The sequence below is a fragment of the Rhodoferax sp. EU05-FHT12H12 genome (genome assembly GCF_058791215.1).
In genome coordinates this window covers 83,130-95,594 of the sequence record NZ_JBYTDI010000005.1, presented here as the reverse complement: position 1 = coordinate 95,594, position 12,465 = coordinate 83,130, and the positions used below count along the sequence as shown (strand labels likewise).

10 protein-coding genes are annotated in these 12,465 nt (G+C 65.5%); 8 read left to right on the top strand and 2 right to left on the bottom strand.

Features of this window, described 5'->3' with window-relative positions; translation table 11 throughout:
- The first annotated feature begins 92 nt into the window (after window positions 1–92).
- Complete coding sequence (locus tag AC3WS7_RS14940; protein WP_492656913.1) at window positions 93–659, top strand: DUF2917 domain-containing protein; 567 nt, start codon at window positions 93–95, stop codon at window positions 657–659.
- 4 nt (window positions 660–663) lie between these two features.
- On the opposite strand, the gene gntR is transcribed toward AC3WS7_RS14940, so the two are convergent.
- On the bottom strand, window positions 664–1,686 hold the full coding sequence (gntR, locus tag AC3WS7_RS14935) for an HTH-type transcriptional regulator GntR (protein WP_492656912.1): 1,023 nt from the start codon (window positions 1,684–1,686) through the stop codon (window positions 664–666).
- Between the two features lie 179 nt (window positions 1,687–1,865).
- On the opposite strand from gntR, the gene AC3WS7_RS14930 reads away from it, so the two are divergent.
- The 4 genes from AC3WS7_RS14930 (at window position 1,866) to AC3WS7_RS14915 (ending at window position 5,357) form a co-directional block, all read left to right on the top strand.
- Complete coding sequence (locus AC3WS7_RS14930) at window positions 1,866–2,369, top strand: gluconokinase (RefSeq protein WP_296471793.1); 504 nt, start codon at window positions 1,866–1,868, stop codon at window positions 2,367–2,369.
- A complete protein-coding gene (locus AC3WS7_RS14925; protein ID WP_296471790.1) occupies window positions 2,366–2,881 on the top strand; it encodes a TRAP transporter small permease in 516 nt (171 codons plus the stop codon). Before AC3WS7_RS14930 ends, AC3WS7_RS14925 begins: the two co-directional genes overlap by 4 nt.
- A gap of 87 nt (window positions 2,882–2,968) precedes the next feature.
- Window positions 2,969–4,261, top strand: a complete 1,293-nt coding sequence (locus tag AC3WS7_RS14920) for a TRAP transporter large permease (protein ID WP_296471789.1) — start codon at window positions 2,969–2,971, stop codon at window positions 4,259–4,261.
- Window positions 4,262–4,325: 64 nt separating this feature from the next.
- Complete coding sequence (locus AC3WS7_RS14915; RefSeq protein WP_296471787.1) at window positions 4,326–5,357, top strand: TRAP transporter substrate-binding protein; 1,032 nt, start codon at window positions 4,326–4,328, stop codon at window positions 5,355–5,357.
- 28 nt (window positions 5,358–5,385) lie between these two features.
- Here AC3WS7_RS14915 and AC3WS7_RS14910 read toward each other — a convergent pair whose 3' ends face one another.
- Window positions 5,386–7,971 carry an FtsX-like permease family protein gene (locus tag AC3WS7_RS14910; protein ID WP_492656911.1) on the bottom strand — a complete coding sequence of 862 codons (2,586 nt, stop codon included), beginning with the start codon at window positions 7,969–7,971 and terminating at the stop codon, window positions 5,386–5,388.
- A gap of 82 nt (window positions 7,972–8,053) precedes the next feature.
- Between AC3WS7_RS14910 and AC3WS7_RS14905 the strand changes: the two genes are divergently transcribed.
- The 3 genes from AC3WS7_RS14905 to AC3WS7_RS14895 are packed head-to-tail and all read left to right on the top strand — an operon-like array spanning window position 8,054 to window position 12,462.
- Complete coding sequence (locus AC3WS7_RS14905; protein ID WP_492656910.1) at window positions 8,054–9,853, top strand: DUF1800 domain-containing protein; 1,800 nt, start codon at window positions 8,054–8,056, stop codon at window positions 9,851–9,853.
- Window positions 9,854–9,862: 9 nt separating this feature from the next.
- Entirely contained in the window at window positions 9,863–11,347 is a 1,485-nt protein-coding gene (locus tag AC3WS7_RS14900; protein ID WP_492656909.1) for a DUF1501 domain-containing protein, read from the top strand.
- A complete protein-coding gene (locus tag AC3WS7_RS14895) occupies window positions 11,344–12,462 on the top strand; it encodes a saccharopine dehydrogenase family protein (protein WP_492656908.1) in 1,119 nt (372 codons plus the stop codon). The genes AC3WS7_RS14900 and AC3WS7_RS14895 overlap by 4 nt, the downstream gene beginning before the upstream one ends.
- Window positions 12,463–12,465 lie beyond the last annotated feature (3 nt).

Genomic DNA, 12,465 nt, shown 5'->3' with positions numbered 1-12,465 from the left:
AATGGAATGAATAGCATAGCCCGATTTCATTGGACGCTGCAGGCGCGCGGGCAGATCATTCATTGCCCAACCACCTTTTTCAGGAGCCCACCATGTCCGTCCAAAGCCCGTCCCCGCAACCGTCCCTGTCCTCATTTGTGTCCGATGCCTTGTCCGGCCCCCGCCTGTCAGCGCCCCAAGACCCCATGGCCGAGCTGAAGCTCGACGCGATGGCGATCACCGAGGAGGCACCCTGGGTCCTGCCCAAGGGCCGTGCCGTGACCGTGCGGCCGCGCACCGCTGGCGTGCTGCGTGTGGTGTCAGGCCGTGCCTGGGCCACGCTGGATGTGTCGCGCCACACCCCGCTGTTGGAAACCGGTGACCATTTCGTGGCGTTGGGCCATGACTTGCAATTGCGCGCCGGGCAGCGTGTGGTGGTGGAGGCGTGGCCGTACAAGGGACAAGAGGGCATTCAGCTGCAATGGGTGGCACAGCCGCAGACTTGCCTGGTGACGCGATTCCAGACCAATGTGGTGCAACCCCTGCGTGATGTGGGGCAAGGCCTGGGCCTGGTGGTCCGCGCCTTGGGCCGCCTGGTGGCGGGGCTGGCGAACTATGCCAACCTCCTGACCGCCGGCCGTGGTCGTGTGCTGCAAGGGCTGGAGTCCAACGCGCCGTAACTTTTCAGGCGCTGTCGCGAAGTTGCAGCGTGTAGCCCAGATTGATGCAAGGTGAGGCAACCGTCTCACCTTGCATCAGCGCCACCAGCATCTGCCCCGCGGCCTGGCCGATCTCGGCGCGCGGGGTGCGCACGGTGGTCAGCGGCGGTAGCATCTGGTCGCTGCCGGTCAGGTCGTTGAAGCCCGCAATCGCCACCCGCTGTGGCACCGAAATGCCCAGGCGCAGTGCAGCCAGCAAGGCACCCTGGGCCAGGTCGTCGTTGCAGAAAAAGATGGCGTCCACCGGCGGTTGCTGCCCCATGATTTGCTCAAACATGCGGGCTCCCAGTGACAGCGACGATGGCGCCGGGTTCAACCACTCCAGCGTTGCGTCGTAGCGGCCTGCCGCCTGCAAGGCCTGGCGCCAGCCCTCCAGGCGCTGCAGGGCGCGTGGGTCCAGCTGGGCGGCAGCAAAGGCAATGCGCCGATGGCCTTGGTCCAGCAGGTGCTGCGTCAGGTCGTGGCCCGCGTCGCGCTGCGAGAAGCCCACGCAGTAGGCCCCTTCGGGGGCTTCGGCGGTCATCAGGTGTACACAAGGCACCCCGCTTTGGGCGATCAGCCCGCGTGTGGCGTCGCTGCGTTCCAGCCCGGTGACGATGAGCCCGGCCGGTCGGTGCAACAGTTGTTCGCGCAGCAGGCTTTCTTCTTCACTCGCGTCGTAGTGGGTGATGCCAATCAGTGCCTGGTACCCCGCTTGGCGCAGGGTTTGCTGCAAAGTCTCCAGCACATCCACAAACAGCGCGTTCGACAGCATCGGGATCAGAACCGCCACGTGGCTGCTTTGGCCCGAGGCCAAGGCCCGTGCCGCGGGGTTGGGCACATAACCCAGTTTGTGGGCCGCTGCCTGCACCTTGGCCACCAGCTCGGGCGCTACGGCCCGTTCGCCGCGCAGTGCGCGTGACACGGTAATGGGGCTGACACCGGCCAGATGCGCCACGTCGGCGAGCGTGACGCGGCCAGTGGCGCGGGGGCGGATGGGGGCTGTCATGGCCTAGGGAAACTACTGAATGGCATGCAAATATCTTCGCATAGGATAGCGCTATCCTGCATGGGATGGGTCGCGGACAAACCCCTAAGCTGGGCGTTCACTCTGAAAAGTGGACCGAAATCCGCCATGCAGCATTTATTGGGTTATTTTTGGATAGCGCTATCCGATTTGCGAGGTTTATGCATTCCATCGTCATCATGGGCGTCTCCGGCTGCGGAAAATCCAGTCTGGGTGAGGCCGTGGCCCTGGCCACCGGCCTGCCGCTGGTGGAGGGCGACCACTACCACAGCACGGCCAATCGCGACAAGATGGCCCGCGGCATTGCGCTGACCGACGTTGACCGCGCGGACTGGCTGGCCACCCTGGGGGCTCAGTTGCAGGCCCGACCTGCCGGCGCGGTGGTGACTTGTTCGGCCCTCAAACGTGCCTACCGCAACCGTCTGCGCCAAGCCGCGCCGAATCTGCGCTTTGTGTTTCTGGAGATTGGCAAGGCCGAGGCGCTGGCCCGCGTCGGGGCACGTGCTGCGCATTTCTTTTCCACCAGCCTGGTGGACAACCAGTTCGCCACACTCGAATCGCCCGTCGGCGAGGCCGGTGTGTTGCGCCTGGATGCCACCCTTCCCCTGGCCCAACTGCAGACCATGGTCACCGAATGGTTGTCCGCAACGCAGGAGCCTGCATGACCGAACCCGTCCAAGACCCGGCCGCAGCGCCCGGCAAGTTTGTTCAGCTGACCCACGTGCTGTTGGCGCTTTGCCTGGGCGTGATGGCGGTGTCCGTATTCGTGAACGTGGTGTTGCGCTACGGCTTTGGTAGCGGCGTGGCTGGCAGTGAAGAGCTGTCGCGCCTGCTGTTTGTCTGGATGGTGTTCATCGGTGCCACAGCCGCCTACCCGGCTGGGGAGCACATGGCGTTCACCAGCCTGGTGGCGATGTTGCAGAAGAGACCGCTGGCACTGGCGCTGATGACGGCGGTGATCCGTGTGCTGGTGTTGCTGGCCTGTGTGCTGCTGGGCCGCGGGGCCTGGCAACAGGTCGTGGTGGGGATAGACAGCTACTCCGTGGTGATGGGTTACCCCACGGCGCTGTTGCCTCTGCCGGCCCTGCTGTGCGCCATCGCCATTGGCGCCATGGCCCTGTGGGAATTGCTACAACGCACGCCCCTGGACCTCGGTCACGGCGCGGAAGTGGAATAGATATGGATATGCACCCCCCCGTTCACATTCGTTCACTGCCCCTGCAGGGCGCCGCAGTCTTTCTTGAGGTGGCGCGCCGGAGGTTGCATGTCTAACGAAGGTCTCGCATTCATTGTGTTTTGCGTCGGCATGCTGGCGCTCATGGGCATTGGCATGAACATGGCCCTGTCGCTGGTGCTGACCGGGGCTGCCATGGCCTGGGTGCTGGACTTCTGGGACACGCAGCTGCTGGCACAAAACCTGGTGGCGGGGGTGGACAGTTTTGCGCTGCTGGCCGTGCCCTTCTTCATCCTGGCCGGCGAGCTGATGAACACCGGCGGTATCAGCCGGCGCATCATCACCATGGCGCAGGCCTGGGTGGGGCACATCCGGGGTGGCCTGGGCTTTGTGGCCATTGGCGCGGCGGTGCTGATGGCCAGCATGAGTGGTTCTGCCCTGGCCGACACGGCCGCACTGGCGACCATCCTCATGCCCATGATGCGCCAGCAGGGTTACCCCATGCACACCTCGGCGGGGCTGATTGCCTCGGGCGGCATCATCGCGCCCATCATTCCGCCCAGCATGCCGTTTGTGATCTACGGCGTGACCACCAACACCTCGATCTCGTCGCTGTTCCTCTCGGGCATCGTGCCCGGCCTCATCATGGGGGTGGGCCTGATCGTGGCCTGGAAGCTGGTGCTGCGCAAAATCGATTTGCCCGAAGGCCAGCCGCTGCCCATGCGTGAACGCCTGCAAGCCACGCGCAAGGCGTTCTGGGCACTGCTGATGCCGCTGATCATCATTGGCGGCATGAAGAGCGGTGTGTTCACACCCACCGAAGCCGCTGTGGTGGCCGCGTTCTATGCGCTGGTGGTCGCCCTGTTCATCCACCGCGAGATGAAAATTTCGGCGGTCTACGGCGTGCTGGTGCGCGCGGCCAAGACCACGGCCATCGTGATGTTCCTGTGTGCCGGTGCGCAAGTGGCCAGCTACATGATCACGCTGGCTGATTTGCCCAATGTGCTGACCGGCTGGCTGGGCCCGCTGGTGGAGAGCCCACGCCTCCTGATGGTGGTGATGATGCTGGTGCTCATTCTGGTGGGCACCGCGTTGGACCTCACGCCCACCATCCTGATCTTTGCGCCCGTGATGTTGCCGATTGCCGTGAAGGCCGGCATTGACCCGGTGTACTTCGGTCTAATGTTTGTGCTCAACGGCGCCATTGGTCTCATCACACCACCGGTGGGTACTGTGCTCAATGTGGTGGCCGGGGTGGGGCGGCTGCCGCTGCACCAGGTCATCAAGGGCGTGAACCCTTTCCTCATCACCTACACGCTGATCCTGTTCCTGTTCGTCCTGTTCCCGCAAATCGTGACCGCGCCGGTGGCGTGGATGCGTTGACTTCCGTTCCTTTGTTCCCGCTCTGTTCCCGTTTTCTTCCACAACAACACCCAGGAGACATTCCATGAAAGCTTCCACCACCCTGATCCGCCGCGCCGTGCTGGCCGTGGCCGGTGCCGCCGTGTTCAGCGCTGCCTTGCCCGCGTTGGCGCAAGACATCAAACCGCGCCTGATCCGTTTCGGCTATGGCCTCAACGAGCAAAGCAACCAAGGCCGTGCGTCCAAGGTGTTTGCCGAGGCGGTGGAAAAAGCTTCGGGCGGCAAGATGAAGGTGCGCACGATTGGTGCCTCCGCACTGGGCCCCGATGTGCAGATGCAGAACTCGCTGATTGGCGGCGCGCAAGAAATGATGGTCGGCTCCACCGCCACGCTGGTCGGCATCACCAAGGAAATGGCGCTGTGGGATACGCCCTTTTTGATCAGCAACGCCAAGGAAGCCGATGCGCTGCTGGACGGACCGATTGGTGACAAGATCCGCGCCAAGCTGCAGGAAAAAGGCCTGGTGGGCCTGGCCTATTGGGAGAACGGTTTTCGCAACCTGACCAACAGCAAGCGCGCCATCAACAAGGTGGAAGACCTGGACGGCATCAAGCTGCGGGTGATGCAAAACAATGTGTTCCTCAACAGCTTCAAGACCCTGGGTGCCAACGCCGTGCCCATGGCATTTTCTGAGCTGTTCAGCGCGCTGGAAACCAACACCGTGGACGGCCAGGAAAACCCCTTCAACACCATCCTGTCGAGCAAGTTCTACGAAGTGCAAAAGTACATGACGGTGACCAACCACGTGTACAGCCCCTGGATCGTGATGGTCAGCAAGAAATGGTGGGACCAGCTGTCCAAGGACGAACAAAAGATCCTCAGCGACGCCGCCAAGCTGAGCCGCGACTTTGAACGCAAGGACACCCGCGACGAAGCCTCCCGGGCCGTTGCCGACTTGAAGGCCAAGGGCATGCAGGTGAATGAGCTGTCGCCCGCCGAGTCCGCCCGCATGCGTGACAAGCTGACCCGCGTGTACGCCCAGATCGGTGCCGACATTGGCATGGACCTGTGGAACGAAGCGCAGGCCGAGCTGGTCAAGATCCGCGCCAAGAAATAAGCGCAGCCACGTGGTGGTGGGGCAGGGCTTACCAGTCCTCTTTCACCGCCATCACTGCATCGCGCCCCGCAGCGGCCTGGCCTGACAGCCAGGCCGTTGTTGTTCCGGCCACCACCACAGCGGCCGCCAGCGCCGCCAGCCGGCCCCAGGGCAGGGCCAGTTCCATGGTCCAGTGGAAGCTCTGCGGGTTCACCACATGCACCAGCACCACGGCCACCGCCAGGCCCAGCGCCACGCCGGCCAACGCACCCAGCGCAGTCCAGGCCGCGCCCTCCAGCGCCACCACGCGCAAGATTTGCCGCCGCGTGAGCCCCAGGTGCACCAACAGGCCAAACTCCTTGCGCCGCGCCAGCACCTGCGCACTGAAGCTGGCCGCTACGCCAAACAGGCCAATGCCAATGGCCACCGCCTGCAGCCAGTAGGTCACGGCAAAGCTGCGGTCAAAAATCTTCAGGCTGGTGGCGCGAATCTCGCGGGCGGAGCCAAACTCCAGCAAGTTGCCCGCCGCACCATCGGGTGTGTGGGCCAGTTGGTTGGCCAGCGCGCGCAATTGTTCTTGTACCTGCGGTACATCCGCCTCCGGGTGCAACCAGAAGGCGATGTCGTTGACCCGCGTGTCGCGGCTGTAGCGTGCAAAGTCGGCCGGGTCCATGGCCACGGTGCCAAACTGGCGGGCATAGTCGCGCCACACGCCTGCTACAAAAAAAATAGCTGTTTGCGCAGATTCCACGGGGGCTGGAGGCCTAAATGATGCTGAAAGTGCAGGCAAATCCCGTCCCAGCCGCGCCGCATACAGGTCCAGCATGGCCTCGCTCACGTACACACCCACGCGCCCGGCAGGCACTGGTACCGGGTTGCCCACCAAGGGCAGGTTCAGTGCGCCCGTTTGGGCGTCGCGCAGCGGGCGCACCAGCAACGCAATGGCGGGTTGGGCTGGGTCTAGCGTGAGGGACAGGGTGCGCTGCGTGCTCAAACGCTCCACACCCGGCACCTGCGCCGCACCCCGCACGAAAGCGGGGTCAAAGTAGGCTGCCTCGGTGGTACTGCCGCTGGTGCCGGTGCGCACATACAAGGCGGCGGGCAGCACCACATCCAGCCAGTCGGTCACCGAGGTGCGAAAGCTCGCCACCATCACGGTCAGTGCCACCGCCAGGCTCAGCGATGCCACCACACCACTCACCGCCACCGCCGCACTTTCGCGCACCCGGCGCGCACGCTCCACCGCCAGCAGCGGCAAGGCACGGCGCGCCACGAAGGGGGCCACCCCGTCCAGCACCCAGCCCACGGCGGCGGGCAGGGCGGTGATGCCACCCAGCAGCAAACACGCCACGCTCAGGTAGGCCGCCAGCGGGATCTCCCACACCGGGGGCAGCAGCGCCAGCAGGCCACCCGCCACCAGCAGCGCCGCGCCCAGCCAGGCCCGGTGGTGGCTCGCATCCGGCGCGCCCAGGCCCTTGAGCGTTTGCGCCGGGGGCAGCTGCTGCGCCAGCCGGGCCGGTGCCCAGGCGCCTACCAGCGCGGCGGCCACGCCCAGCAGGCCAAACACCAGCGCGGCTGCACCGCTCCATTGCAAGGTGGGGGCGCTGCCCGCAAAAAAACCACCCCCCAGGTCACCGCCCAGCAGGCGCAGCGCAAGTGCGGCCAACGCGCTGCCCAGCGCCAGGCCCAGCAAGCTGCCCACGCTGCCCAGCGCCGCGGCTTCCAGCAGCACCAGCTGCAACCGTTGCCGGCCGGTCAGGCCCAGCACGCCCAACAGCGCAAACTGCTGCGCCCGCCGCGCCACGCTGAGGGCCAGCACCGAGAACACCAGAAAGCCCCCGGTGAACAGTGCCACCAGCGCCAGCACGGTCAGGTTCACGCGGTAGGCGCGCGACAGGTTGCTGATGCGTTCCACCGCGTCGCCGGGCGCGCGCAGCGTGGCACCGGCTGGCCAGTCGGCGGCCTCTGTGACGTCGCGCACAAATTGGGCATGGTCCACGCCCGCACGCAGCCGCACATCCACACGGCTCAGGTCGCTGCGGCCAAACAGGCTTTGCACGGCGGCAATGTCCATCACCGCCAGCGGGGCACCCCCCGCGGCCACGCTGCCCGCTACCTGCAGGGTGTGCAGGCCCAGGCCGTGCTGCAACTGCACCGTGGCACCGGGCAAGGCCTGGCGCGCCAGCGGGTTCAGAAACACCGTGTCGGGGGCGAAGAAGGCCAGTCGGTCGGCATTGGCAGCGGGCAGGGGCAACAGGTCAGGCGCCACCGCGGCCACTTGCAGCGCGTCCACGCCCACCACACGCAGCAGGGTTTTTTGGCCCGCGTGGATGGCATAGGTGCTGAGCTCCAGTACCGGTGCCGCCACCGCCACGTCGGGGTGCTGCAGCAGCTGGCCCCACAGAGCCAGGTCCACACTGCTGGCGCTGCCAGCCGCGGTGCGCAGTTCCAGGTCGGGCTGGCCACCCACCGAACGCACGGCCTGCGAAAACTCGTCCAGCGCCGATGCGTTGATCAGGTGCACTGCAAACGCCAGGGCCACCCCCAGCATCACCGACACCACGGCCGCCGCATTGCGCCAGGGGTGCTGGCGCAGCTCCTGCCAGGAGAAAGTGGTGAGCAAAGGTAGCAGCATGGGCCTAGCCTAGCGCAAAGTGCCTTGGCCGGTGGTTACCATGCGCGCAGTGGCCGCCATCGGCTGCACTGGGGACTGCTGTATGACGCATGAAGACACTGACACCCTCGCCGCTGCGGACCCGGTGGCGGAACGCTGGGCCCAGCGTGCTGCGCTGGCCGGGGCGGCTGGCCTGCTGGCCGCCTGTTCTACACCCGGGGGGCGGTTGTTGCAGCGCCCGGGCCAGCAGTACAGCCGTGCCCACACGCCCGAAGACGCCGCGCGCTTTTTGTTGCAGGCGCAGTTTTCGGCGTCGGACGCCGAGATCGCCGCCGTGCAGCAACACAGCTATGCCGACTGGCTGGCCCAGCAGTTGGACGCGCCCCAGGGCCAGACCGGCTGGGACTGGCTCAATGAGCGCGGCTATGGCGCGATTGACAACACCACACGCTACTTCGACCATTTCTACCCCGGCGACTACATGGTCTGGAACCAGCTCATGACCGCACCCGACGCCGTGCGCAAGCGGCTGACGCTCGCACTGTCCGAGTTTTTTGTGGTCTCGCTCACGGGGCTGGACTTTGCCTGGCGCAGCCACGCCCTGGCGCACTACTGGGACACGCTGGCGCGCCACGCGCTGGGCAACTTCCGCACGCTGCTGGAAGAGGTGACGCTGAACCCCGCCATGGGCCACTACCTCAACACCAAGGGCAACCAGAAAGAGAACGCCGCCACCGGCCGCGTGCCCGATGAAAACTATGCGCGTGAAGTCATGCAGCTCTTCACCATCGGCCTGGTGCAGCTCAACGCCGATGGCAGTGAGAAGACCGGAACCAATGGACAGCGGCTGGAGACCTATAGCCAAAACGATGTAACGCAACTGGCACGTGTGTTCACCGGTTACGACTTCGACCAGCGGCACAACGTGACCGTAGTGCTGGACCCTGAGGGCAAGCGCAAGGTGGGCAATACCAACTTTGCCAAACAACGCATGGCGTTTGCCGCCAATCGCCATTCGGAGCAGGCCGTGCACTTTCTGGGCACCAGCATTGCGGCCAACACACCGGGTGCGGATGCACTCAAGAAGGCGCTCGACACCTTGTTTCTGCATCCCAATGTGGGCCCTTTCTTTGGCAAACAGATGATCCAGCGCCTGGTCACCAGCAACCCTAGCCCGGCCTACGTGGCGCGTGTAAGTGCTGCCTTTGCCGACAACGGCAGGGGCGTGCGGGGCGACTTGCGCGCGGTGTTCGCCGCCATCCTGCTCGACGACGAAGCGCGCAGTCCTGCCGGGCTGCGCGACCCGCAGTTTGGCCGCCTGCGCGAGCCCATGCTGCGCCTGGTGCAGTGGGGTCGCACCTTTGGCATCACCTCGGCCCAGGACAGCTGGAAGATCGGCGACCTCAGCAATCCGGCGACCCAACTGGGCCAGAGTCCGCTGCGCTCGCCTTCGGTGTTCAACTTCTTCCGCCCCGGTTATGTGCCACCCGCTACCCAGATGGCTGCGGCCGGCGCATCGGCACCCGAGTTCCAGATCGTCACCGAGAGCAGCGTGGCGGGTTACATCAACTACCTGCAAGGTGTGGTGCGCAATGGCATTTTTGTGAATGATCCCGACTTGCCCCACAACGTGAACAACTCCAAGAATCCCAAGCGTGGTTTCGACATCCAGGCCCGCTACACGCCTGAACTGGCACTGGCACCCGATGCGAAGGCGCTGGTGGCGCGGCTGAACCTGTTGTTGTGCGCGGGCCAGTTGCCAGTGGCCCTGCAGGCCCGCATGGTGACCGCCTTGAACGCCACACCGCTCAACGCGACCAGTCCGCCCGACAAGCGCCTGGACCGCGTGGCCGCCGCCGTGCTGCTGACCATGGCCGCGCCCCAGTACCTGGTGCAGAAATAGGAGCCCGCCATGCACTTGCTCCAACCGCACCTCCACACCCGACGTGCTTTCCTGCAACGTGCAGGCCAGCTCACTTTGGCAGGCACCGCCTTGCCCACGGCGCTCAACCTCGCTGCTCTGGGCGATGCGGCAGCTGCCACGGCCACCGACTACAAAGCCCTGGTCTGTGTTTTCCTCTACGGTGGTAACGATTACGCCAACACCGTGGTCACCTTCGACCCCGCCAGCTACGCCCAGTACGCCACCGTGCGTGGCGGAGTGGGCGAGGCCGGTGGCGGCATTGCGCTGGCGCGTGCTGACCTGCAACGCACGCTGCTGCAGCCCGGTACGCCGCTGGCAGAAGGACGGCAGTACGCGCTGCACCCCGCCATGACGGGATTGGCCGATCTGTTCAACGCGGGCCAGGCCGCGGTGCAGCTCAATGTCGGGCCGCTGGTGGTGCCGCTCACACGTGCGCAATTCAACAGCGCGGACCGCAAGACCTACCCGCTGCCCCCCAAGCTGTTTTCGCACAACGACCAGCAGTCCGTCTGGCAGTCGTCATCGCCCGAGGGCTCCACCGTGGGTTGGGGTGGGCATCTGGGGGATCTGGCGCTGCGCAGCAATGCCAAGTCCTTGTTTACCTGCATGTCGGTCACTGGCAATGCCGTGTTCCTGTCGGGTGACTCGGCGTTGCAGTACCAGGTCAGCACCGGTGGTGCGGTGCGTGTACGCGCGGCCACCGACAACGCGGTCTACGGCTCCAGAGCCGTGAAGAACCTGCTCTCCGAAATGATCTCCGAGCCCAGCGCCCATCCACTGGAAAACGAATACGTACGTGTCATGCAACGCTCGCGTGAGGCCGAGGTGCATGTGGCCGCCGCGCTGGCCGGCAGCCAGAGTGGGGGCGCTACGCCGCTGACGACCGAGTTCCCCACCAACAACCCGCTGGCCGACCAGTTGAAGATGGTGGCGCGCCTGATCCAGGGCCGCGATGTGTTGGGCGCCAAGCGCCAGGTGTTCATGGTGTCACTGGGTGGCTTTGACCTGCACGACAACCTGATTGCACAGCAGCCCGTGCTGATGGGGCGCGTGAGCGAGGCCATGGCGGCGTTTTACCGCGCCACCGTGGAGCTGGGTGTGGCGCAGAACGTGACAGCGTTTACGGCCTCCGACTTCGGCCGCACGCTCACCTCCAATGGCGACGGTTCCGACCACGGCTGGGGTGGCCACCATCTGGTGGTGGGCGGCGCCGTCAAAGGCCGCGCCTTCTATGGCGCACCGCCGCCCGTCAGCGTGGGCAACACCGGCGCACCACAAGACCAGTGGCACGTCGGCCAGGGGCGCCTGCTGCCCAGCACCTCGGTGGACCAGTACGCCGCCACGCTGGCGCGCTGGTTTGGTGTGGGGCCTCTGGAGCTGAACGGCATCTTGCCGAACCTGCGGCAGTTTGGCGCCGCCGCCGGGCGGGCCGACTATCCTGTGGATTTGGGATTTATGGGAATGCCTGCATGAGAGTGATGGTGTTGGGTGGGTATGGAAATTTTGGTGCACGCATTTGCCGCGCGCTGGCGGCTGACCGTTCGGTGGCCTTGCTGGTGGCCGGGCGTGATGCCGGTCGGGCGTCTGCGCTGGCTGCCGAACTCGACCAAGCCCATGGCACGGGTGCCAGCGCTGCGGTGGTGGATTGCCAGAGTCCAAATTTCTCGCAGACCTTGCGCAAGCACCAGGTGGAGCTGCTGATCCACGCCGCAGGCCCGTTTCAAGGCCAAGACTATGCGGTGGCCCGGGCGTGTGCAGAGGCCGGTGCGCACTACATCGACCTGGCCGATGGCCGCCGTTTTGTGAGTGACTTTGCCTCCGCCATGCAGGCCCCGTTTGTCGCGGCCAATCGGGTTGCGATCACGGGTGCCAGCACGGTGCCGGCCTTGTCGTCTGCCGTGGTGGATTCCCTGTGCGGTGGCTGGCAGCGCATCGACAGCATCGATATCTGCATCGCCCCGGCCCAAACCGCACCACGGGGAGTGGCTACGTTGGCGGCGGTACTGAGTTACTGTGGTGCTCCCATCCAGGTGTGGAACGGTGGCCAGTGGCAGGCGCAGATGGGTTGGAGCCGTCCGCAGCGCGTGGCGTTTCAGCGCTTGCAACCCCGGCTGGGTGCCGTGTGCGACATCCCGGATCTGGAGCTGTTCCCCGCGCACTACCGAGTGCAAGACCGCATGGTGTTCCGCGCCGCGCTGGAGGTGGGGCTGTCGCAGCGGGCCTTCGCGTTTCTGGCGTGGCTGCGGGAACATGGGCTGTTGAAGAATCCGTCCTCGTTGGCCGGGTTGCTCAATGCAGGCGCCAAACTGTTTGACCCGCTGGGCTCTGCGCTGGGGGGGATGGTGGTGCGCGTGGCGGGTGTGAACGCGGATGGTGTATCGGTCCGGCGTGCCTGGCACATCGCCGCCGACCGGGACCATGGCCCCGAGATCCCTTGCATGGCCGCCATTCTGCTGGCCCGCCGGCTTGCCGCAGGGGAGTCCATGCAAGCTGGTGCCCGCGCCTGCGTGGGCCTGCATGCGCTGCGCGAATTCACCCCCGAGTTCGCCAAGTGGGGCATGGTGATCGATGTGGTGGAAGAGGGCTGAGCC